This is a genomic window from Sedimenticola selenatireducens DSM 17993 (genome assembly GCF_000428045.1).
GTDB lineage: Bacteria > Pseudomonadota > Gammaproteobacteria > Chromatiales > Chromatiaceae > Sedimenticola > Sedimenticola selenatireducens.
Genome location: NZ_ATZE01000008.1, coordinates 107,259 through 131,130 on the forward strand (window position 1 = coordinate 107,259; position 23,872 = coordinate 131,130).

At 58.3% G+C, this 23,872-nt stretch carries 19 protein-coding genes; 14 read left to right on the top strand and 5 right to left on the bottom strand.

The annotated features are described in order from the left end of the window. Window positions 1-59: 59 nt before the first annotated feature. Window positions 60-857: a hypothetical protein gene (locus tag A3GO_RS0107050; protein WP_029132804.1), complete on the bottom strand. Its 798-nt coding sequence runs from the start codon at window positions 855-857 to the stop codon at window positions 60-62. 95 nt (window positions 858-952) lie between these two features. Continuing rightward, window positions 953-1,504 carry a pyridoxamine 5'-phosphate oxidase family protein gene (locus A3GO_RS0107055; RefSeq protein WP_029132805.1) on the bottom strand — a complete coding sequence of 184 codons (552 nt, stop codon included), beginning with the start codon at window positions 1,502-1,504 and terminating at the stop codon, window positions 953-955. A 121-nt stretch (window positions 1,505-1,625) separates the two neighbouring features. On the opposite strand from A3GO_RS0107055, the gene nikR reads away from it, so the two are divergent. The 11 genes from nikR (at window position 1,626) to A3GO_RS0107110 (ending at window position 15,243) form a co-directional block, all read left to right on the top strand. Continuing rightward, window positions 1,626-2,093 (top strand): nickel-responsive transcriptional regulator NikR, encoded by a 468-nt coding sequence (nikR, locus tag A3GO_RS0107060; protein WP_029132806.1) that lies wholly within the window; start codon window positions 1,626-1,628, stop codon window positions 2,091-2,093. Between the two features lie 205 nt (window positions 2,094-2,298). Then, window positions 2,299-3,069 carry a DUF4198 domain-containing protein gene (locus A3GO_RS0107065; protein WP_029132807.1) on the top strand — a complete coding sequence of 257 codons (771 nt, stop codon included), beginning with the start codon at window positions 2,299-2,301 and terminating at the stop codon, window positions 3,067-3,069. Between the two features lie 16 nt (window positions 3,070-3,085). Then, window positions 3,086-3,694 carry a cobalt transporter CbiM gene (gene cbiM / locus A3GO_RS0107070; protein WP_029132808.1) on the top strand — a complete coding sequence of 203 codons (609 nt, stop codon included), beginning with the start codon at window positions 3,086-3,088 and terminating at the stop codon, window positions 3,692-3,694. A 4-nt stretch (window positions 3,695-3,698) separates the two neighbouring features. Next, complete coding sequence (locus A3GO_RS0107075; protein WP_051301923.1) at window positions 3,699-4,295, top strand: carboxypeptidase-like regulatory domain-containing protein; 597 nt, start codon at window positions 3,699-3,701, stop codon at window positions 4,293-4,295. After that, window positions 4,276-5,034, top strand: coding sequence for a cobalt ECF transporter T component CbiQ (cbiQ, locus tag A3GO_RS0107080; protein ID WP_029132810.1), 759 nt, complete (start codon window positions 4,276-4,278; stop codon window positions 5,032-5,034). Before A3GO_RS0107075 ends, cbiQ begins: the two co-directional genes overlap by 20 nt. After that, entirely contained in the window at window positions 5,031-5,807 is a 777-nt protein-coding gene (locus tag A3GO_RS0107085; protein WP_029132811.1) for an energy-coupling factor ABC transporter ATP-binding protein, read from the top strand. Before cbiQ ends, A3GO_RS0107085 begins: the two co-directional genes overlap by 4 nt. Before the next feature lie 270 nt (window positions 5,808-6,077). Continuing rightward, window positions 6,078-9,413, top strand: a complete 3,336-nt coding sequence (locus A3GO_RS0107090) for a mechanosensitive ion channel domain-containing protein (RefSeq protein WP_029132812.1) — start codon at window positions 6,078-6,080, stop codon at window positions 9,411-9,413. Between the two features lie 111 nt (window positions 9,414-9,524). After that, window positions 9,525-11,360 (top strand): DNA helicase RecQ, encoded by a 1,836-nt coding sequence (gene recQ / locus A3GO_RS0107095; RefSeq protein ID WP_051301924.1) that lies wholly within the window; start codon window positions 9,525-9,527, stop codon window positions 11,358-11,360. A 94-nt stretch (window positions 11,361-11,454) separates the two neighbouring features. Continuing rightward, window positions 11,455-12,798: a DASS family sodium-coupled anion symporter gene (locus A3GO_RS22930; protein ID WP_037374840.1), complete on the top strand. Its 1,344-nt coding sequence runs from the start codon at window positions 11,455-11,457 to the stop codon at window positions 12,796-12,798. Window positions 12,799-12,915: 117 nt separating this feature from the next. Continuing rightward, window positions 12,916-14,352, top strand: a complete 1,437-nt coding sequence (locus A3GO_RS0107105) for a cryptochrome/photolyase family protein (protein ID WP_029132814.1) — start codon at window positions 12,916-12,918, stop codon at window positions 14,350-14,352. Window positions 14,353-14,793: 441 nt separating this feature from the next. Then, window positions 14,794-15,243 (top strand): hypothetical protein, encoded by a 450-nt coding sequence (locus tag A3GO_RS0107110; RefSeq protein ID WP_029132815.1) that lies wholly within the window; start codon window positions 14,794-14,796, stop codon window positions 15,241-15,243. Window positions 15,244-15,380: 137 nt separating this feature from the next. Here the strand turns inward: A3GO_RS0107110 and A3GO_RS25250 are convergent, their stop codons facing one another. Beyond that, window positions 15,381-17,477: a TIR domain-containing protein gene (locus A3GO_RS25250; RefSeq protein WP_051301925.1), complete on the bottom strand. Its 2,097-nt coding sequence runs from the start codon at window positions 17,475-17,477 to the stop codon at window positions 15,381-15,383. A gap of 370 nt (window positions 17,478-17,847) precedes the next feature. Here A3GO_RS25250 and A3GO_RS0107120 point away from each other — a divergent pair, with 370 nt between their 5' ends. The 3 genes from A3GO_RS0107120 (at window position 17,848) to A3GO_RS22940 (ending at window position 21,574) form a co-directional block, all read left to right on the top strand. Next, window positions 17,848-18,429 (top strand): hypothetical protein, encoded by a 582-nt coding sequence (locus A3GO_RS0107120; RefSeq protein WP_029132816.1) that lies wholly within the window; start codon window positions 17,848-17,850, stop codon window positions 18,427-18,429. Between the two features lie 15 nt (window positions 18,430-18,444). After that, the gene (locus tag A3GO_RS0107125; protein ID WP_029132817.1) at window positions 18,445-18,984 is read left to right on the top strand and encodes a hypothetical protein; all 540 of its coding nucleotides are present in this window, start codon (window positions 18,445-18,447) and stop codon (window positions 18,982-18,984) included. Between the two features lie 190 nt (window positions 18,985-19,174). Beyond that, window positions 19,175-21,574: a Lon protease family protein gene (locus tag A3GO_RS22940; RefSeq protein WP_037374842.1), complete on the top strand. Its 2,400-nt coding sequence runs from the start codon at window positions 19,175-19,177 to the stop codon at window positions 21,572-21,574. A gap of 107 nt (window positions 21,575-21,681) precedes the next feature. Here the strand turns inward: A3GO_RS22940 and proX are convergent, their stop codons facing one another. Next, a complete protein-coding gene (gene proX, locus A3GO_RS0107135) occupies window positions 21,682-22,695 on the bottom strand; it encodes a glycine betaine/L-proline ABC transporter substrate-binding protein ProX (RefSeq protein ID WP_335340016.1) in 1,014 nt (337 codons plus the stop codon). Window positions 22,696-22,737: 42 nt separating this feature from the next. Continuing rightward, window positions 22,738-23,868: a glycine betaine/L-proline ABC transporter permease ProW gene (gene proW / locus A3GO_RS0107140; protein WP_029132819.1), complete on the bottom strand. Its 1,131-nt coding sequence runs from the start codon at window positions 23,866-23,868 to the stop codon at window positions 22,738-22,740. Window positions 23,869-23,872 lie beyond the last annotated feature (4 nt).

Below are 23,872 nucleotides of genomic sequence, written 5' to 3' on the forward strand. Positions count from 1 at the left end.
CATTATCCCTGCCACAGATTCAGCCGGGGTCGGGTTCCTGAGGCCTGGGAATAGAAAATCTACTCACCATTGGTGGCGCTGAACCAGCAGCGGGGGCGCACGCCGTGGGTCTGCAACGGGTGATGGGTGCAGAGCCAGGATGGAGCATCAGCCGCTGACCGACGGTTCTCCGGATCGCATAGGGCGGCGGCAAAATAGGTATCCAGACGGCATTGCGGACTGGGCAGCCCCATATTGGTCCGCTGCGAAATCGACAGTTCCGGCATCTCGAACATCGGGTAGCCGATATGCCGTTTATGGGCGAAGTAACGGGTCAGGCGCGCCCCGGCCATGGCCGAGCGCATGCATAGCGCCCGCGCCTCGCGGTCATCAAATACCCCCCGACAGCGGTCAATCACGATCTCCGGCGTGGTCTCTTCTCGCAGCACGCTGTATTCCGGCAGTTTCGGGAACACGCGTCGCAGGCAATCGGAGACCCCAAAGTAATCCGCCTGCCCCTCCACCGAGTATTTCCAGACCGCCGGCGGTCCCGCCAGGTGATGGCCGATTTCATGGCAGATTATCAGGGTGAAAGCATCGGCATTGATAATCGGCTGGCGGGCGATCCCGCCGGGAATGCGCAGCACCGCGATCTCTCCGCGCCGGTCCTCCTCGCGCCAGGCTGAAGCCTGATTGGTATCGTCCTGCCAGAGCCGGTCGATTCGCAACCGTTCGTTACGCTCACTGAACGCCGCAACATAGGTCCGGCCGACCACGTCAAGAATGGTGTGATAGGTATTTCTGGAGATCTCCGCGGTCGCCGCCGACCAGCCGTACAGCGACAAGAGCCATAAAACAACCATGGGGAGACGTACCATACAGAGTTTCCACCCGTGTCCGGCTCCCCTTACCTGTAACTAATAGCGCAAACCCCGGTGACTTCAAGGTGCAGGGCATTACGGATACCGGCTGATCAATTCTCCGGCTCCAGGACATGGGTCGCCTTGCCGTCCAGACTGTGCCGGTTTTTTTCCCGCCAGTAGTCACGAATCCCCGCCTCACCCTTCTTTTCCGCCCAGGCCGTCAACTGTTCACGCTCACCCGCATAATCATAAAACGGTACCCCCATGCCGCAGGAGGTCTGCACCAGTTCCACCGTCAGATCGAATATCTGGCGAGCACCCGAGAGTGGCTTGAACAGCGGGTAGAGGGTTTCCCATTCAGTATCGTAGGGATGAATCACGCGGGGTGTGCCATACAGTCGCAGGATCATTGGACTGCCCTCAAAGGCACAGAACATGAGGGTCATCCTGGGAAACTCCCGGACGTGGGCCGCCGTTTCGTTGCCGCTGCCGGTAACATTGAGCCAGACCAGGCGCCGCTCATCCAGCACCCGCAGTGAGTCCATCCCCTTGGGAGAGAGGTTGACCCGGCCATCGGCGGCCGCCGTGGCCACGAAAAACAGCTTCTGGTCACGAATAAAATCGATCATCTTTTGCGGAATCTCTCTGTACTTCCGGCCCATCCGGGTTGCTCCTGAATCTGTTGTGACATTAGGGCATTCGAGCGATCCGGCGAATGTTTGCCCCCGCGCGGATCTCCTGCGATGATTCGAGCATAGCACGCCGAAAACACGAGGAAGTCCAATGGAACGCATCACCATCTCCCTGGATGAGGAGCTGATCAGCCAGTTTGAAGAGTACCTGAAACGGCGTAACTACAAGAACCGCTCAGAGGCGATCCGGGATATGATCCGCGACACCCTGGAAGCGGATCGCATGGAGCATGCCGACACAGGCCACTGCGTCGGCACCCTCACCTATGTGTTCAACCACGAGGAACGGGAGCTGGCCAGGCGACTGACTCACGCCCACCATCACCATCACGATGTTTCGATCTCCACCCTGCATGTCCACCTGGATCATGAAAACTGCCTGGAGGCAGTGGTGGTCAACGGCCCCACCAAACAGGTCGAAGAGTTTGCCAATGCCGTCATCACCCAGCCGGGTGTGCGCCATGGCAAGCTCAACCTAATTCCGGTGGAGGTACAGCAGGAGCATCACCACCATGGCAGCGGCGCCCACAAACACAGCCATACCCACCCCCAGACCTGAATCTTCGGACAGGGACAACAACCGAGGAATCGTCAGCGGCGGGACCCGCCTGCAAGCACCGTAGCAGGCATGAAGCCACCGCCACAGCCATAACCCTGCCCTTTCCCTGCAGTTGTATTACGAATTATTTTTTTGTAATATTTCATAACTCACCCGGGTACTGCGGCACAGTCGTGCCGGCGAGTTTCTTCACCGGAGTCTGCGAATGTATAAACGGCTTACCCGATTTCTGACGGCAGTACTGACCCTGTTTCCAACACTCGCCACGGCACACTTCCAAACGCTGATCCCCTCCCATGACCTGGTCCATGAGACAACCCCACGCATCATCCGGCTGGACATGGCCTTCACCCACCCGATGCAGCGGGGCCCCGCCATGGCGATGGGTAAGCCGGTGCAATTTGGTGTGCTGGGCCCCGGTGGACACCAGAATCTGCACGACTCCCTCTCCCCGTACCAGATAAATGGTGAAACAGCCTATCGGGCCGACTACCGTTTCACCCGGCCCGGCGATTATCTTTTTTATCTGCAGCCCGCCCCGTACTGGGAACCGGCCGAGGGGGTGATGATTGAGCACTACACCAAGGTGGTGGTGGACGCCTTCTCCGCGGAGACCGGCTGGGACAGGCTGGTGGGTTTTCCGGTCGAGATCGAACCACTCACCCGCCCCTTCGGGCTCTGGACCGGCAATCTGTTCCAGGGAGTGGTCAGGCGGAACGGCCAGCCGGTGCCCTTCGCCGAGGTGGAGGTCGAGTGGCTGAATGACGGCAGCGTCACACCACCGGCAGACGCCTATGTCACCCAAGTGATCAGGGCGGACGCCAACGGCACCTTCAGCTATGTGATGCCCCGTGCCGGTTGGTGGGGTTTCGCCGCGCTGCTGGAGGGTCCGGAAAAGCTGAACAATCCCGCCGGGGAGGCCGTGCCGGTGGAACAGGGGGCACTGATCTGGGTCTTTGCCCGTGATATGCCATAACTGAGGAGCCACGACCATGGCCCATATCCCTGACGGTGTGCTCTCCACGCCCGTACTGATCACCGGCGCTGTCGTCACCACCGGCCTGTTGGCGGCGGCGATCCGGCGCCTCGACTTCGACCGCATACCCCAGGCGGCGGTGCTCTCGGCGGCCTTTTTTATCGCCTCCCTGCTCTCGGTGCCGGTCGGCCCCAGCAGCGTCCATCTAATACTAAACGGTCTGATGGGGGTGATCCTGGGCTGGGCAGCGGTGCCCGCCATTTTTGTTGCGCTGATCATGCAGGCGGTATTTTTCGGTTATGGCGGTCTGCTGGTGCTGGGGGTGAATACCATGAATATCGCCCTCCCAGCGCTGCTATGCGCTGCCCTTCTGGGTCCGGCGCTGAGGCGTTCCGACGGCAGATTCAGCCTGATCTGGGGAGCTGTAAGCGGTGCAGTGGGCGTTCTCTTGACCGGCACACTGGTCAGTCTCTGCCTCGGCCTGAGTAGTGCCGATTTCCTGCCGGCCGCCAAAGTCGTGCTTGCCACCTACACACCACTGATGATCGCCGAGGCGGCTGTCACCGGCTTTACCCTGGGGTTCATCCTCAAGGTGGCGCCAGAACTGATCACCATTCCAGAGTGAACTGATGTCACGCCTGCACTTGATTCTCCCACTCCTGCTGCTGTTGAACGGCACCGCAGAGGCGCACCTGCTGAAACTGTTTGCCTATGTCGAGGGAGCCAGCGTTCACGGCTCTGCCTACTTTGCCGGAGGCACCAATGCCGCCGGCCTGGCGATCACCATCAGCGACCGCAACAATCAACAGCTTGTCAGTCTGAAAACCGATTCACAGGGCGGTTTCAGCTACACCCCGGCCACCCCGGGTGAATACCATATTCGGGCAGATACCGGCGAGGGCCACCGCGCAGAGTGGCTAATCCGGGCGGACGAGTTCAGCCAGGCGTTCCCTGCCGGTGCCGCCACGGCCGGCGGTGGTCAGGAGGCGGTTAAGCCGGTCAACACCCTCCCTGCTCTGCCCGCCCCACAACTGGCAGCATTGATCGAGCGGGCCGTGGCACGGCAGATCGGCCCCCTGCGTGAGGCGCTGCAACGTAGCGAAGACCGGGCGCGCCTGAGCGATATACTCGGCGGCGTCGGCTTTATTTTCGGTCTCGCCGGTATTGCCCTCTGGTGGCGCGGCAGGCAGCGCGAACGGAAAAATAATGCAACTGACCCTCATTGAAAAAGAATCTCGAAATGACAGGTTGAGGCAGTTCGATCCGCGCCTGCGCCTGATTACCGCTCTGCTGTTCGCAATGACCGTGGTTTCCCTACACCTGATCCCGCTGTTGCTGCTCACCCTGCTGCTGGCGTTGGGCATGGCATGGTGGATCGGCCTGAGTGGATCGCTGCTGCTGAAACGGCTCCTGGTTATGGAGGGGTTCATGATCGTACTGCTGGTCATGCTGCCTTTTTCCGTGCCCGGCGAAAGCTTATTCACCCTGGGGCCGTTCAACGCCAGCATCGAGGGAGTGCAGCGGGCCCTGCAGATCGTGCTCAGGGCCAATGCCATTGTGATTCTGCTGATGGCCCTGATCGGTACCCTGGAGCCGGTGGTTTTGGGTCACGCCCTGGGACAGCTGCGACTGCCCGATAAACTGATCCATCTGTTTCTATTTACCGTGCGCTACATCGGCGTCCTGTTTGACGAATATCGGCGCCTGCGTCTGGCGATGCGCGCACGCGCCTTCGTCGCCGGCAGCAATCGGCATACCTGGCGAACCTTCGGCTGGCTGGTGGGTATGCTGCTGGTGCGCAGCCTGGAGCGCTCCGAGCGGATTCTGGCCGCCATGAAATGCCGTGGTTTCAATGGACGGCTCTATCTGGTGAAGCAAAATATCTGGAGCCGGTATGACACACTGGCTCTGCTCCTCTCGCTCAGCCTTTCGGGCACACTGCTACTGCTGGAGCAAACTTTATGAATGAAGCGCTGATCACGTTGCAGGATATCAATTTTGGCTATCCGAACCATCCGGTGCTGTCCGGCGTAAGTTTTCATCTCCACCCCGGTGAGCGGGTTGCCCTGCTGGGCGAGAACGGCGCCGGTAAAACCACCCTGTTGCAACTGATGGTGGGACTGCACAATCCCACCCGCGGGCGCATCCACGCCTTTGGCCGCGAGCGCCGCAGCGAGCAGGACTTCCGGGAGGTGCGGGCCAAGGCGGGACTGCTGTTTCAGGATGCCGATGACCAGCTGTTTTGCCCCACAGTGTTGGAGGATGTCATCTTCGGCCCGCGTAACCTGGGCAAGCCGGAGAGCGAGGCAAAGGCGATCGCCGAACAGGTGCTGAGCTCTCTCGGGCTCTCACGCTACGCTGATCGCATCACCCACAAACTCTCAGGCGGTGAGAAACGGATGATTTCACTGGCCACGGTGCTGGCCATGCAGCCACAGGCGCTGTTGATGGATGAACCGACCAACGGACTCGATGAAAAAGCCGAGCAGCGACTGCTGGAGCATCTGGAGTCACTGCCCCAGGCGATGGTATTTGTCTCCCACGACCGCAAACTGGTGGAACGGCTGGCCACCCGCGCCGTGATGATCCAGGACGGCACCCTGATCGAAGGGCTGATGCACAGCCATCCGCACGTTCATACCCATTCCCATCTGCATATCCATGCCGCCGGCATTGATGCCGGACACGACCACGACGGTAGCATTCCCGAACATCAGCATGCCCACGGGGAAGGCTGATCCTCACAAAACAGCTACCGGGCCAAATCGTATTGGGGCAACCCTTTTCAGCCAACCAGCCGGCTCTGTCTCTCTCTGGCGACATGATTGGATTGCACTTCATATAGCGCGACAGTTTCTGTTGACAGCAAACCCGGGGGATGGGATTTTGAACTAACCGACCCGGGACGGGTCGGTATCTGCCAACATGAGCCACAAAGAAGAGAACCTCCGGGGAGATCTGTGCTGAACCACTTGATCCACTTTCGGCCGCTGACCAGGATGCTGCCGATGATCCTGTTCTGCCTGGCCGTGACGCTGCCCGCTATTGCGGCGAATGAAACCAACCAGACCGGGCCACTGGGATCAACCACCCCAAGCATCGAGAGTACCCGGGCAAAAATCACCGAACTGGAAGCCGTCGCCGGGCAAGAGGGCGCCGACACTAAGGAACTGGAAAGTTACCGCCGGATCCTGGAACAGCTACAACAGGCGGAGGGTGAGCAGAGGCAGGCCGACCTTTACAGGCAGACCGTCGACAACGCCGAACAACAGCTCAAGGAACTGAGAAATTCCCTCGCCCGGTTTGTCAATGAGAGCAAGCCGTTCGTCTTGCCGGTCAATCTGACGGTTGAGGAGCTGACCCGGCGCTATAACCAGGCTCAGTCGGATCGCCAGTTGGCCCAGACTCAACTGCAGGATCTGGAAGAACAGCGCGCCATACAGCGTGTCCGGCCCGAGCAGTCCGGGAAAGAGCTGGCTGATGCCAAAAGGCAATTGGAGGAGATCGAACAACGGCTGAGTGGAGACAGTGCGAATCGGCTCCAATCACCCCAAAAACAGCTCCTGCTGGCCACTCAGTCAAAGTTAAAGAACAAGATCAACCGGCTGCAGATGGAACGTCTCAGCCACACCCATCGTATGGACCAGCTGGCCGTGCAAATTGAATTGGCTCAGACCAGGCTCAAGCAGGCTGATGCGCGGATGCAGCAGTTTCAGGAACGGGTCTCCTCACTGCAAGCGCAAGAGGCACAGCAGGCACAGCAGCAAGCCGAGATCGCGCAACAGGAGGCGGCCGGTAAACACCCGCTGATCCAGCAATACGCCAACAATAATACCGCACTCAGCCAGAAACTGACTCAGCTGGCCACACAGACCGAAGCGGTGACGCTGGAACTGGAGAAGACCGTAGCCCGTAAAGAAGCTATCCGGCAGAGCCAGGAGCGGGTTCAGCAACAGATTAATATCGGTGGCCTGGATGAGCAACCGGGACGCGTGCTGCAGAAACAGCGCAGTAATCTGCCCAGGTTGGCGGATATCCAGAATAGCGTGGAAAAGAGACGCGCCGAGATCGCCACCGTACGATTAGAATCCTTTCAGATCGAGGATCGGCAGCAACAGCTACAGGCAGAGCTCGGGTATGACCTGATTAACGAAACCCAGCCCGATGATCTGACCGCCGAGGAGTGGAAACAGATCCGCAGTGAACTGAAACAACTGCTGTACGACCGCCTGGTGCTCCTGGACAAACTCAAAACCGCCTACGGGCGCTACGAGAAGGCACAGGCCGACCTCAGCGCCGAGCAGTTGCAACTCTATGACCGGGTGGCCCAATATGGCGAGCTGCTTGACCGACATCTGCTCTGGATCCCCTCCACCGACCGCATGACGGCGGCTACTTTGAACAATGCAATAGAGGGCATCGGCTGGTTCTTCTCCGCCCCAAACTGGAGCAATGCGGCTGAAGGCATCGTCAACGGTCTAAAGCTTTACCCCTACCGGGTAATCATACTGATAATTGTCCTCGGTCTGCTGCTGGCCAACCGCAGGAAAATGCGTCAGCGGCTGGCCCAGATCGCACCGGCCGTTGGCAACGTCGCCAAAGACAGTTTTCAGAATACGGTCAATGCATTTGTTATCACCCTGCTGCTGGCCCTGCCCTGGCCGTTGCTGATGGCCGCGCTGGGGTGGTGGCTCACCAAAGGCTCCGACCACGCATTTATCGTGGCTGTATCCATCGGTCTGCGACGTGTGGCGGTGTTCTTTTTCATTATTCAAATCGTGCGTTACCTGTTCATAAAAAACGGTCTGGCAGAGGTGCACTTCCGCTGGAACCCTGCGCACGGAAAGATGTTCCGTCGCCATATGCGCTGGCTGGTGGCGGCGCTGGTTCCGCTCGCTTTTACAGTCGGCGTATTCGAGTGGGTAGAGAATGACGCCTATATCAACTCACTGGGGCGACTGGCATTTATCGCCGGTCTGTTGGTTACCGCGCTGTTTTTCCACCGCATGCTCAATCCCTGGACCGGCTTCCTGGCGACCGACGGAAACAACTGCCGCAGTGACCTGAGCAGGCTCTGGTATCCGGCGGCCATGCTCACCAACCTGAGTCTGGCGATACTGGCCATTGAAGGCTACTACTTCAGCGCTCTCAACCTGGAGCGCATGCTGTTTGTCTCAATGATCTCCGGGATACTCATCTTCCTGGTCTATCACCTGCTGGCGCGTTGGCTACTGGTGGCGGAACGACGCCTGGCACTCGCGCGGGCAAGGGCCAAACGACAGGCGGCACAGGAAGCCAAAGTTGCCAAGGAGGCCGCCGAGGCGGCCGGCGAGGGAGTGCCGGAACTGGCTGAATTCGAGGCGGTCAACCTGGCCACCATCAACGAGCAGACACGTCGCCTGTTACGGGTGGGCACCACCCTGCTGTTTGCCGTCCTGATCTACCTGATATGGGAACAGCTGACACCGGCCCTGAGCTGGTTGAACAACGTGGTGTTGTGGCAGTTTGAAAGCGGTGGCCAGATCTCGGATATCTCCCTCTGGGAGGGTCTGGCGGCGCTGGTGGCGGTGGCCCTCACCATGATTGCCGGGCGCAACCTGCCGGGATTGCTGGAGATCGCCGTATTGCAGCCGTTGAGCCTGGATCTGGGCACCCGGTATGCCGTCTCCACGATCAGCCGCTATACCATCTACGGTGTCGGCAGTCTGCTGGTGCTGAATCTGATCGGCTTGAGGTGGGATGATGTTCAGTGGCTGGTTGCCGCCATGGGTGTCGGCCTCGGTTTCGGACTTAAAGAGATCTTCGCCAACTTCTTCTCGGGCATACTAATCCTGTTCGAACGGCCCATCCGCATCGGCGACACCGTCACCATCGGCGACATAAGCGGTACCGTCTCGCGTATCCGTATCCGCGCCACCACCATCACCGACTGGGACAACAAGGAGCTGGTGGTCCCCAACAAGAATTTCATCACCGATCCACTGATTAACTGGACCCTGTCGGACCCGATCACCCGCCTTGTTATCAAGGTGGGCATCGCCTACGGCTCGGACACCGACCGGGCCCTGCAGATCATGACCGAAGTAGTGGATAGTCATCCTGATGTCATGAAGGAACCCAGGGCCACCATCTTTTTTACTGGATTCGGCGACAGCTCTCTGAACTTCGACATCCGCGTCTTTGTCAGTGACAACTTTAAGCGCATGCCCCTGTTGCACGACCTGCACATGTCCCTGAACAAGGCGCTGGCCAAGGGCGGCATCGAAATCCCGTTCCCGCAACGGGATCTGCACCTGCGCTCGGTGGATCCAAATATCGATTTGCGCGGCGGGGATAAGGCATGATTTTCCCTCATTCCGTCAAGGCGCACTGTAGGGGCAAGCCCCTGTGGTTGCCCCTGCCATCTCAATCATCCTGCATTTGTGACAACCCACCGCAGCCTTTAGAATGCCCCGATGAACCCAACCCCCACCACGGCCGACCGACTGACCGAAACCCTCAGCCGTGTCTTCGGCTACAGCGAATTCCGCCCGCATCAGCGCCAGATCATCCAACAGCTCACCGGGGGAGAGTCCGCCTTCGTACTGATGCCCACCGGCGGTGGCAAGTCGCTCTGCTATCAGATTCCGGCGCTACTGCGTCCGGGCGTTGGTATCATCATCTCACCCCTGATCTCGTTGATGAAGGACCAGGTCGATGCGCTGCGGGCAAACGGGGTCAAGGCCGCCTTCTACAACTCTTCCCTGTCATCCGATAACGCCCGCCAGGTCCTGGCACAACTGCACAGCGGCGAACTGGAGCTGCTCTACATCGCCCCGGAGCGGCTGATGCGGGCGGATTTCATCGAACGGTTGCGGCAGATCGATATCGCCCTGATCGCCATCGACGAGGCCCACTGCGTCTCCCAGTGGGGCCACGACTTCCGTCCCGAGTACGCCCAGTTGGGCCAGCTCGAGACGCTGTTTCCCGGCATCCCCCGGATCGCCCTGACAGCAACCGCCGATCCGCAGACCCGCAAGGATATCTTGCGGGTGCTGAAGCTGGAGCAGGCAGCTTGCCATATCACCGGTTTCGACCGTCCCAATATTCGCTACTCGGTACTGGAGAAACACAACCCGTTCAACCAGCTGCGTCAGTTTCTCGCTAACCACCCGAAAGAGTCAGGCATCATATACGCCCTCAGCCGCAAGCGGGTGGAGCGACTCACAGCCCAGCTCTACGAGAAGGGCGTTCGCGCCGCCGCCTATCACGCCGGGCTCTCGTCCGAACAGCGTCACTGGGTGCAGGAGCAGTTTCTGCGCGACGAGATCGACATCGTGGTTGCCACGGTCGCCTTCGGCATGGGCATCGACAAGCCCGATGTGCGATTCGTGGTGCACTACGATCTGCCGAAAAATATCGAGAGCTACTACCAGGAGACCGGCCGGGCCGGCCGTGACGGCCTGCCGGCCGAGGCGCTGCTGCTGTTTGGTGCCCAGGACATGGTGCTGGTGCGCCAGCTGGTGGAGGGCGGCGATAATCCGGAGCGGGTGCGTATCGAACTGCACAAGCTCAACACCATGATCGCCCTGGCCGAGAGCGTCACCTGTCGCCGCCAGGTGCTGCTGAACTACTTCGGCGAGCAGCTCGAGGGCGGTTGCGGCAACTGCGATCTCTGCCTTGATCCACCCGAGACCTTTGACGCCACCGAGGATGCGCGCAAGGCCCTCTCCTGCGTCTACCGGGTCGGCCAGTCATTTGGCATGCGCCATGTCATCGACGTGCTGCGCGGCGCCGACAACGAACGCATCCGCCGCCTCGGCCATGATCGACTCAGCACCCATGGCATCGGCAGCGACAAGAGCGATATCGAGTGGTCCAGCCTGATCCGTCAGCTGATTCACCACGGCTACCTGCTGCAGGATATCGAGCACTACTCGGTGCTGCGGCTCACTCCCGCGGCACGACCGGTATTGCGCGGAGAAAAGCCGTTGCAGCTTGCCGTGCCGCGCATTCGTGAAAAGACAAAGAGCAAGCCCAAGGCACCCAAAGGGGCCGCCGAGATCGGCGCCTACGATGAGGTGCTGTTCGAGCGGCTGCGTGCGCTGCGCAAGTCATTGGCGGATGAAGCCGGCGTGCCGCCCTACGTGGTGTTTGGCGACAACGCACTGCTGCTGATGGCAAGGGATAAGCCGACCGAGTCAGACGAGTTCCTGCAGATCAGCGGTGTCGGCCAAACCAAACTGGAGCGTTATGGTGATACCTTCATGAATGCCATTGCCGAACATGACAGCCGGGCAACCGACGGCTGATTGTCGCAACATGTGGACTCTATTCCCCTTAAAAACCATCTCCAATCACGGCACAATAGAACGATAACGAAAAAACAGATAACGGGAGAAGGACATGGATCAACGCTGGATCACGCTGGGTGGCGCAACCCTGATCGCCCTGGCGCTCTACTGGGGTGTCGATCTGGCAGAACCCCTGCGCATTGGCCTCTCCATCCTCGCCTTCATTGCCCTGCTCTGGGTCACCGAGACCTTCCACATCACCATTACCGCCCTGCTGATACCGATACTGGCGGTTGCCAGCGGGATCTTCGACACCACCGAGGCGCTGAAAAACTTCGCCCACCCCATCATCTTCCTGTTCATGGGCGGGTTTGCCCTGGCCGCTGCACTGCACCGCCAGCAGCTTGACGAGCGACTCGCTGGGCTGGTGATGCGTGCAGCCCACGGAGAGCTTTCGCGAGCCACGCTACTCATCTTCGTCACCACCGCCTTTGTCTCCATGTGGATATCCAACACCGCCACCACCGCCATGATGCTACCCCTGGCCCTCGGACTGCTGGCGGCCCAGCCCTACGAAACCCACCGCTCGACCTACTGGTACCTGCTGCTGGGCGTCGCCTACTCGGCCAATATAGGTGGCATCGGCACCCTGGTCGGCAGCCCGCCCAATGCGATTGCGGCAGCAGCCAGTGGCATCAGCTTCGTTGAATGGCTCAGCTTCGGACTACCGGTCGTCCTCGTCCTGCTGCCGCTGATGCTGCTGTTGCTGTGGCTGGTGTTCCGCCCCGACCTGACACTGCGACTGAAACCACCGGCCGGAACTCCGGATAATCGGCGCCTGACGCGGCAACAGAAGCTGACACTGGGCGTCTTCCTGCTCACCGTGCTGCTCTGGCTGACCAGCCGCCCCCTATCCCAATGGCTCGGAATTGACGCCAACTTTGACTCACTGGTGGCGATCATGGCAATCGTCCTGATCGCCGCCCTGCGGCTGGTGGAGTGGCGGGATATCGAGAATTCCGCAAACTGGGGTGTACTGCTGCTGTTTGGCGGTGGCCTCACCCTCTCCGCCCTGCTCAAGGAGACCGGCACCAGCGTATTCCTGGCCGAGGGGGCCGCCGGCCTGTTGCAGGGGGCACCGCTGCTTCTGCTCCTGCTGGTGATCGTGCTCTTCATGGTGATACTGACCGAGTTCGCCAGCAACACCGCCAGCAGCGCCCTGATGGTGCCGATCTTCGCCTCCATTGCCGAGGCGATGGGCATCTCCGCCACCATCATGGCGGTAGTCATTGCCATTGCCGCCTCCTGCGCCTTCATGTTGCCGGTGGCAACCCCGCCCAACGCCATCGTGTACGGTTCCGGTTACATCCCCCAGAGCCAGATGATGCGCGCAGGCATGGTGATGAATCTGGTGCTGGCCTGCCTGATCAGCCTGGTGACCTGGTGGATTATCTAGTCGGGGCGGACTAATAGGTCGCATTGTTATTTCCGCACCACTATCCCCATCAATTTTCAACAGATAGCGTCAAAAATGCCGGATGACAGCCGGCAAATAACACGAGAGACTATTCCAATGAGCAAAACCGGCACCGCACTGGTCTGGTTCCACAGGGATCTTCGCCTGACTGACAACCCGGCCCTAAGCACCGCAGTGGAGCAGTGCGCCCGGGTGATCCCACTTTACATACACGCACCTGAAGAGGAAGCTCCCTGGGTACCCGGCAGTGCCAGTAACTGGTGGCTGCATCAGAGCCTCCGGGCACTGCAATATGATCTGCGACGGTACGGATCAAACCTGATCATCGTCAAAGGGCCAACACTGGCGATACTTCAGTCTCTCGCTCATGAGACTGGGGCAACCCATCTGTTCTGGAACCGGCGCTATGAACCGGCGTTCATCGCACGGGACAGCCGGATCAAGCGCGAATTGACCGACTCAGGCCTCACCTGCCGCTCGTTCAATGGCAACCTGCTGAGTGAACCGGCCAGCATCCTGACCGGACAGGACACCCCTTACAAGGTATTCACCGCCTACTGGAAGGCGTGTCAAAAAAAGGCGCAAGCACTGACGCCACCCCTGTCCCACATCACCCGGATACCAACACCGCCACAAAATCATCCCAACCTCGACATCAACACGCTTGACCTGCTACCCAGGATAAAATGGTACGCGGGTATGGAAGCCACCTGGCAACCGGGAGAGCAAGGTGCCCTGGACAGATGGACCCGCTTCCTCCAGAACCGCCTTCCCGACTATGAAGATCAACGGGATTTCCCCGGTAGCGAAGGCACCTCGCGCCTTTCGCCCCACCTGCACTTTGGCGAGATCTCACCGCGGCAGATCCTCTGGAGTTTGCAACAGCAGTCTGATCAGTCACCGGTGCTGGGGCGTCATCTGGACCGTTTCACCAGCCAGCTCGGCTGGCGTGAATTCGCCCACTACACCCTCCACCACTTTCCCCACAGCGCCAATGAATCGCTCGACCGGCGCTTCGAAAAATCGGCCTGGCCTAAGGGTGAGGAGCAGGAGCAACTGCTCGGCCTATGGCAAAGGGGCGAGACTGGCATCCCGCTTGTGGATGCCGGCATGCGAGAACTCTGGCACACCGGTTGGATGCACAACCGGGTACGCATGATCGTCGCCTCGTTCCTGACCAAGAACCTGGGCATCCACTGGCGGGAAGGTGCCCGCTGGTTCTGGGACACCCTGGTGGATGCCGACCTGGCCAACAACAGCCTCGGCTGGCAGTGGACCGCCGGCTGCGGGGTTGACGCCGCCCCCTACTTCCGGGTCTTCAATCCGGCCAGGCAGGCCGAACACTTCGACGCCGGCGGCTATATCCAGCGCTGGTTGCCGGAGCTCAAAGGTGCCGACAAGGCCGTTCTGCACAACGGTCGCCTCGACACTGACGGCCCCATCGACTATCCCCGACCCATCGTTGACCTGAACCAGAGTCGGCGCGCTGCCCTGCAACGCTGGGAACGGATCAAACGATTGGAGCGGGGGTAGCTTTCTTTAAGCAAGTACCAGCCACCACACTCCCCAGGTCGATATCGATTACGAAACTGAACCGCCACTGGCGGATGACGCGGGAAAATTTCCATACAGAGATGTTTATTGTAGTGTCCCTCGCCCGCATAGCGGATCGCTCCGGCCAATGCCAAGACACACCAATCCCCTTTTCACCCCCTGATTAATATCGAAATATACGATATCAATTACGAATAAATATCGTTTGATAAATATCAGAACTCTCTTATATTTATAACTGATGGTTCTGATATCTCTTCGATGCCAACATCAGGAAGTACTTTCTCCAGATGATCGGAATGCGCTGTTCAGGACTGAATCTGCATAAACCGTGCGGATGGCCGGTTCAACCAGCACAGTCAAAGGTACCGATGAGAACAGATGACCAGTCTTTAAATCTGAATCAATCGCGAGGTTGTCATGAATGATCTAATCGCTAACTTTCCTCAGAGCGGGATTATTACGGTAAACCGGGTGATTCTGAAACCTGAATACAGTGTGGACGATCTGCAGGAGCGGGTAGCCGTGCTGTGTGAAAATGTAAAAACCTATCACTCTGACCAGGGTTTTGTGGGCGGTTTTGTGGCCCTTAACAGCGGCCAGATATCCAATGAGGGTTCTACCATCGGCCAGGCGGTGGATAGCGACCTGAAAGACCGGGAAGCCTTGATCGTGACCTTCTGGGACAGTTTCCAGGAACATGAGCGCTCGCACCGCAGCGACAGTTTTCAGCCACTGTTTCAACAGGTGCTGGAACTTTGCGAAAACGGCAACGAGGAGATCGTCTATTCGATGCTCTGGTCCGGCAAGGCATACAATCCGGATGAGGTTAAGGCGGCACGTGAGGCAAAAGCGCGTTATTCGGCTTGAATGTCCCTTTTCATTTTTCAATGATTCTTTCTGCGCAAACGGGAACCTTTTCTGCTTGAGCGGTATTTAAGGGGCGGTCATCTTCGCAGAAGTTCACAGACCATTTCTGCTTCACGAGTCTATCACGCCGCTCATTCTTATTGCTGACGGTACGCGACCAGTTCAAAGGTATCCGTATTCATCCGTTGTCCCGAAGCGGCCGTGGTGGTGCGCACCATCTTCACATAACGCTTGATCTCCGCCGCATACCAGATGTTGTATTGTATCCGCACCGGTTCTGAATCCCTTTCCGTTTGGCTGCCGGAGGCGGTCCGAGCGCTCCATATCTCCAGTTTTATCGCATCGAAAGTACCCGCGGGTACGGTCACTGATTCGTGTCCCTCCACCTCTCCGGTACTGTACCATTTGGTCCAGAAATTATTGGTATCGGGCGTGGGGATTCCCTTCCAGCTCGACTTGGAGTCAACACCACCAAAGGCGGCCAGGTAAGGACTGAACTCGGTACCGAGTATGGGCGATTGGGTCATATAGGCAACTGGCCCGCGTACATGCCGCTGAGCCAGTGTCTTGCGCGACTCGGCCTCAACCTGTGATAGCAGCTCTTCTACTGCGTCGGAATTCACCGAAAGTGCTGACACCTCAATGGTGCGCCTTGGCGAAGACGCCCATTGCCCACGCACTCGATAGGTCCACCGGTCACGCACATTGGGCAGTCTGCTATTGACCAGAGCCTTGGGTTCGGGCTTGGCTGGAATGACCTCCGGGGCGGCGGGTGCCGCTACCGGTGACTCGGGCACCACCACCAGGCTATCCGTAATACTGCGGTCTGCCCCCCGGGCCACTATTTTGAAAGTCGTTCGCTCTTTGAGGCGAACAGTCACACAACCACTCTGCGGATTATTCAGGCGACCCGGCCGCGGTGTGATAGTGACGCGCTCCGCATTGGCGACCCGGTAGCAGAGTTCGGCCGCACTGCCGCTCACCTTGCTGGTGAAATTGAGAATCTTTGGTGCTGGCGGAGGGCTGGCTTTCGGCGGCTCCGGTGGCGGCTTGGCGGGTGGTGGAGTGGACTCCACTATTGGCGTACTGGGTACGGGTAAGGTTTTTTCCACCACTTTGCCGGTCAACAAAATGGTAATGGGAGTGTCATCAACCCGCCCAATACTCAACTCGATATTCAACGGACCCGCACGCCGTGGTTCAAAACGCAACCCGACCACACAGCTTTCGTCTGGTACCAGTTTATCGGGACACCGGTTATCGAGGGTGATATCTGCCGCTTCAACGCCCCCAATCCGAGGAGCAGCCAGATCGGCATCACCACTGTTGGTCAGCGTGATACTGGCCATACCGGATGCACCCAGGGTAATGGTACCGTAATCAATCCGATGCGGTTGGACATCCAGTCGGCCAACCAGCTGCACGGGTTCAGGCTCAGTCTCCAGTGAGGGAGCAGGTTCAGGCTCGGCTACAGGTTCTGGCTCTGGTGCGCTTGTAGCTTCAGGCTCCGGTTCGGCCCCGGACAGTTGTGCCGACTCCGGCTTGTGTTCCAATGCGGCAATTGGCACCTCGGCAGGTCGGGTAATCGGTGCAACGGGTGTAGCAGTGAAGGTCTCTTCCGGCATCAGCCAGCGGGTTGCCACCCAGGCCCCTGCCAGGGCCACGCCAACCAGGCCGACCGCCAGCCACGGCCCCCAACGCTTGGCGTGCGATCGGGATGAATCTTCCTGACCGGTGGTGGTAGTAACTTGTGGTGTTACTGTCGAGGTGTCCGGAAAATAAATTTTATCCAGTGCCTCAATCAGGTTACCGGTACTTGCCTCCCACTGTTTATGACTGATCTCGATGGCCTGCCGACGACTCAGAGAAGACAACTCATCGGGCAGTTCATCCACTCGCGGCATCTGCGCGCCTTCCAGCAGTACCGGAACAACACGGATATCCCGTTTAAGTGCCGTAGAGGTCTCGAGACGAATAAAGTCGTTGGGATCATCCAGCCTGCGGCGGCCACTGCCGTCAACGATACCCGTCCATTCGTTGCCAATCAGCACGATCAACACTTTGCAGGAGGTCACGGCACGTTCTATGGCGTCGACAAAATCGGTACCGGGAGCGATCCCCTCCACGTCCATGAAGACCCGTTCGACACCAAAGTGCGCCGCAAGCCTGTCGTACAATCTGCCGGCATAGCCGGCAGAGTCTTCACGTCGATAGCTGATAAAAATTCCGTCCAATATTCAGCTCTCCTGAGGTTCTGCCAACGGGATGCCCGCCATCAACACGCGGCTGCGTAACCGCCTTGCCTATTAAGCATAGAAGATGCCAAAGGGGATTTAAGGAAACAGGGATGAATTAATGTTATCCAGCCCATAACCACACATTGAATATGGAAAACAGTGTATAAAAAAATCTATCAAAGGTTCGCTTTGTTTGATCACGGAGCAAGATCGGCATAAGCCATTTTAAAGCACCGAAAAGCCACATATATGGAAGACCGGCGACACCAATAAAAACAGCGATTCAGGTGTGGTCCTATCAGGATTCTCTGGCAACCGCGACCCCGTTTCGATATGCTTTGACTAATATCAAACGGACAATCGATCTATGGCTGAACAGAAGACCAATAACAGCCCGGGCGGTGACGACACCATTCTGCAGCAGCAGTTCATGCGCGCTGTCAGCTCATTCGAAGGCATTATTCTCAGCCAGATTGATATCAAGAACCGGCTGGCCGATCGCCTCAATTACAGCATACGTACCGGTTTGGTTATCCTTGGCCTGATTGCCGCTTCGATACTCATTCTGCTACTCACACTCTCCTCCCAGATCACCCGCATCTCTGCCGTGGTCACTGAAATGAACCACGACTTTACCTCGGTGACAACACAGATGACCGCCATCAAGCAGGCGGTAGGCTCAATGGAAAAACAAGTCGCACTGCTGCAACAGATGGACAGCCATACCCGAACCATGGACCAGGAAATGGCCGTTATTGCAACAGATCTGACCACCATGCGCGGATCAGTGGAGCAGATCAGCGGCAATCTCACCACTGTCAGGAGCAATGTGGACAACATCTCCCAGATCATCAGCCAGATGGATCTTGAGGTTTATGGTCTCGGACAGGAGGTGCACCGGATGGGTCAGCCGGCGCGCAGCATGAACCGGATGATCCCACTCCCCTGATTCAGGAGCAGTACAATGGCAGACGATCCAAGACGCGTATTGGTTGAGGTGGTTGCCCGGCTCGGGCGGGAGACCCAGCTGCACCTGGATGAGCGGCATCGCCACTTCTGGATCACCAACGTCGTCACCATTGTCATCTCCCTGTTGCTGGTGGTGCTCGCTGTGTTCAATGTTTACTACGTCAAGGTGCTGCACGGAGACCTGAATGGCATCGTCTACAACATGGGCTCGATGCATACCAACCTGCGGCAGATAACCGGTGATATGACGGGGATCGCCGGGCATGTTCAGATCATCGGCAACAGTATCCAATACATGGACAGTATCAATACGCACACCGCGGGCATATCCCGGCATCTGCCGGAGATCGCCGCCTCCATGGCCGGCATGGTGGTTGAAGTAGATGCTATCAGCCAGGACATGGAGCTGATGAAACAGGGCATGCTCAATATCGAGCAACGGACGGGCCACATGACCGGCAATGTTTCGATCATGCGGGAGAATGTGCGGCAAATGTCCCGCCCCATGGGTGTCATGAACCCATTTCTTCCCTGATTACTGGAATGGCTCCGGTTACCACCCTTCGCCTGTGAGTGGGTGTGTTACATTATTCGCAACCATTCAGCTATTCCGATTAACCCTTTGTGGGATGCGCAGACTGTAGTGATGCGGTTCGTTTCACTCACCACGTCCTACCGGTGGACGACATTCAACGGACCAACCGACAAGCCAGGAGTCACCGGACATGTTGTTGAAGCCAGCAGAGCTTTATCACAATTGCAAGACAGAACTGTTTACCTTTGAAACCACCGCCGAGCTGGAGCATCTGGCGGAAACCATCGGGCAGGAGCGGGTGCTTGAATCGATCCGTTTTGGTGTCGGCATGCCCCACTCCGGTTACAACCTGTATGTCATGGGCTCCAACGGACTGGGCCGTCATACCCTGGTCCGTGAGGCGCTGATCAAACAGTCGATGGAGGCCCCCACGCCACTGGACTGGTGCTACGTCGCCAATTACCAGCATCCACACAACCCCACTACACTGGGCATTCCTCCAGGCATGGGCAGCAGCCTGCGCCACGACATGGCACAGTTGATCGACAACCTGATCAAGGCGATACCCGCCGCCTTCCGCGGTGATGAGTACCAGCGCCAGGCCCGGGAGATTCAGGATGAGTTCAGCATGCGTGAAAACGTTATGGTGCAACGTTTGAGAGAAAAGGCCGAGAGCCTGAATATCCGGCTGATGCAGGGGCCTACCGGATTCACCCTGGCCCCGCATAAAGAGGGAAAAATGCTCACGCCGGAGGAGTTCAACCATCTGCCGGAAGCAGAACAGAAACAGCTGGGCAACGCCATGGAGGAGATGAAACAGGAGCTGAAGGAGACCATGAGCCACGTGCCGGAGTGGCAGCGCGAGATGCAGCAGCAGTTCAGTCGCCTGAACCGGGAGACCATGGAACTGACCGTGACCGAATTCATCAATGAACTGGAGGAGCGCTACCGGAGCAACGCCAAGATCAGCGCCTATCTCGCCCAGACCAAGCAGGACATTATTGAAAACGTCGACATGTTTCGTCAGGCTGGAGAGTCTGAGGAGAAGAACTTCACTTCGCAGGACCCTGAATTCACCCGCTATCGAATCAATGTACTGGTGGACAATGCCGAAACACAGGGCGCACCGGTTATCTTTGAAGACAATCCCACCTACCAGAATCTGTTGGGGCGCATCGAACACCTGGCCCGCTATGGCACCCTGCAGACCGATTTCACCCTGATCAAGCTGGGCGCCCTGCACCGGGCCAACGGTGGCTACCTGATCCTGGATGCCGAAAAGGTTCTCACCAACCCGTTTGCCTGGGATGGCCTGAAGCGAGCCATCCGCTCCCGCGAGATTCGTATCGAATCACTGGAGCGACAGTTGAGTCTGATCAGCACGATTTCACTGGAACCTGAAACCATTCCGATGGATCTGAAGGTGGTGTTGATCGGCAGCCGGATGCTCTTCTATCTGCTGAAACAGTATGACCCGGAGTTCGGACTGCTGTTCAAGGTGTCGGCGGACTTCTCGGAACAGCTCTCCCGGGAAGATGAGAACGAGTTGCTCTACGCCCGGCTCATTGCCACACTGCAGAAGCGCGAAGGAATCCGGGTCATCACCCGTGATGGCGTGGCACGCATTATCGAACAGCTGGTCCGGCTAGCCAACCACAACGACAAGATCTCCCTCAAGCTGAGCAGCCTGCTCGATCTGTTGCAGGAATCCAATTATCGCGCCGAGCAGCGGGGTGGCAGCCGTATTCGCCGGATCGACGTGGACGCCGCCATCCAGGCGCAGATCTTCCGGGGCAATCAGTACCAGCAACATCTGCAGGAGGCCATTCTGAACGGCACCCTGCGTATCGAAACCAGTGGGGTACAGCTGGCCCAGATCAATGGCCTCTCCTATCTGCAACTGGGCGATCACGCCTTTGGAGCCCCCACGCGCATCAGCGCCACGGCTCGCATGGGCGGGGGTGAATTTATCGACATCGAGCGGGAAACCAAACAGGGCGGTCCCATTCACTCCAAGGGAGTGATGATTCTCTCCTCCTATCTTGGGCAACGCTATGCAAAAAACCAGCTCCTCTCGGTAACCGCCAGCCTGGTATTTGAACAGACCTATGGTGAAATCGAGGGTGACAGCGCCTCCGCGGCTGAACTCTGCGTCCTGCTATCGGCGATTGGCGATATCCCCTTGAGGCAATCCATGGCGATTACCGGCTCCATCAATCAACACGGGCAGATGCAGGCAATTGGCGGTGTCTGCCAGAAGATCGAGGGATTTTTCGATATCTGCAAGGCACGCGGGCTGAACAAACAGCACGGCGTGATCATTCCCTCTTCCAACATAAAAGACCTGATGTTGAAGGAGGAGATTCTCGAAGCGGCCGAAGCGGGTCTTTTCAATGTCCACGCGGTGGATCATGTGGAGCAGGCGATGGAATTGCTAACTGGTCTGCCGGCGGGCGTACCCGATGAAGATGGACTGTTTCCAGAGGGCAGCATCAATTACCTGATTCAACTCAAGCTCGCCGAATGGATCGCCCTGCGCCTGCACTACGCAGGCAATACCCTCCAGCAGGGTGGAACAGCCGAGCAGTGAATACTGCGACACACCTGGTGACGTAGTTTTCCCACTAAACCCAATACGGATACGGCAATAAAAAAGGGGCCCCAAGGGCCCCTATGGATATACATCGATATATTCGATTACATGGCGGCTTTCTTCGCCTCGGCAATCCAGCCATCAAACGTCGCCTGATGCCCCTTGATCCAGGCGTCCGCATGGCGTTCGACATCGGCGGCGCTCTTTTCACCGTCACGCATGCGCAGGTTCTGCGCACTGATGTCGTTATTGCTCAACTGCATAATGGAAAAAAGTTTCGCGGCCGCCGGATTGGCCTCTGCCCAGGCGCGATTGGCAATAATGCGCTGGGTGTTGGCCTGGAAACCATAGTTGCTGCCATCCGGCAGGCTGGTGTCCACATTTTCACGCGCACCGGGAAGACTGGAGAACGGCACCTGCAGCCAGACCACGTCCTTGCCCGGCACCAGCACACCACTCACCCAGTAGGGCGTCCAGGTGTAGTAAAAGATGGAGTCACCCTGTTTGTAACGGGCAATGGTGTCGGCAATGATGGCGCCGTAGGAGCCCTGGTTATGGACCACGGTATCACGCAGCCCATAGGCGTCCAGGTGATGTTCAATGACCTTTTCGCAGCCCCAGCCCGGGTTACAACCGGCCAGATCCGCCTTGCCATCACCGTTGCTGTCGAACAGTTTGGCGATTTTCGGGTCCTTCAACTGGGCAACATTTTTGATGCCGTATTTGTCGGCAGTCTTATTGTCGATCAGGTAACCCTGCAACGCACCACCGGAGTAGACCCCTTCACGGTAGAGCTTTTCGTCGCCACCGGCCTTGTTGTAGAAATCCACATGTAGCGGATCCCAGTGATCCGCCAGGAAAGTGGCGTCGCCATTGGCGATAGCGATATGTCCGGCGGCGTATTCGATCTCCTTGATCGGCTTCACCTCGTAACCCAGTGCTTCCAGCGCCTTCATCACCACCAGGGTCTGGAAGGTCTCTTCGGCAATGGAACTCTTCAGCGGTTGAACCTCTACGCCTTTGCCCGGCAGATCTGCTGCCAGAGTGGTTCCGCCAAGACAGAGCACCGCTGCTGCGGTGGTCAGTTGTAGCATCCTCTTCAATTTATTCAGTCTCATAATCTTCCTCATTGTTCTTAACTCTAGGTACTCCGCCAAGCCCTACTGCGGGTTGGCTTGTGACTTGTTACCGGACTTGAGCAGGCCCATGACAAAACCCAGCGGCCCGGTCTGATACCAGCGTGCCGCCGGCTGCTTGCGCTCCTGCTCACCCATCGCCTGGGTGATGCGATCGAGGACGATGGCCAGCAGCACGATGCCGACACCACCGACGGCCGCCAGTCCCATATCAAGCCTTCCGATACCGCGCAGCACCATCTGTCCCAGTCCACCCACGGCAATCATGGAGGCGATCACCACCATGGAGAGGGCAAGCATCAGGGTCTGGTTCACACCCGCCATAATCGTGGGCATGGCCAGTGGCAGCTGTACCTTGAACAGCAGTTGGCGGGGTGACGCACCAAATGAGCGGGACGCTTCCACCAGGTCAGCCGGCACCTGCCGGATGCCCAGGTTGGTGAGCCTGATCAGCGGCGGCAGGGCAAAGATAATGGTCACCACCACACCCGGCACATTGCCGATGCCGAACAGCATCACCACCGGTACCAGATAGACAAAAGCGGGGGTGGTCTGCATCGCGTCCAGAATTGGTCGCAGGGTGGATTCAGCCCGGTCACTGCGGGCAAGCATGATGCCGGTCGGCAGACCGAACAGAATGCAGAAAAAGACCGAGGTCAGCACCAGCGCCAGGGTTACCATCGCTTCCGGCCAGGCACCGATAAGGCCGACAAATGCCAGAGAGCCTACCGTCGCCAACGCCAGGCGTCGGCCACTCACCTGCCAGGCAATCAGACCGAACAGGATGATCATGACAATGGATGGCACTGCCAGCAGGGCGGATTCGATTCCAGTTAGGGTGGCATCAATCGGCCAGCGCACCGCCTGAAAAGCCGGACGGAAATTATCCACCAGCCACTCCAGTCCCTGATCCACCCAGATATCCAGTGGGATCAGTTTCTGGGCAAAGGGATCGAGCCAGTTGAAAGCATCCTCGGGTAGCGGCGCCTGTTGTGTATCCAGCCAGTTGGCCGTCGGCTCTTGGGGTGCCTGGGCACCCGTCCCCCAGGGATTGGCCGCGGGCGCGGCAGCGGATGTATCGGGTGTGGGCGTACCGACGACGTTGTCACTGCTTCCGGAGGCGGCCCAGGGATTACTGCTGTTCTCACTGCTCATAATT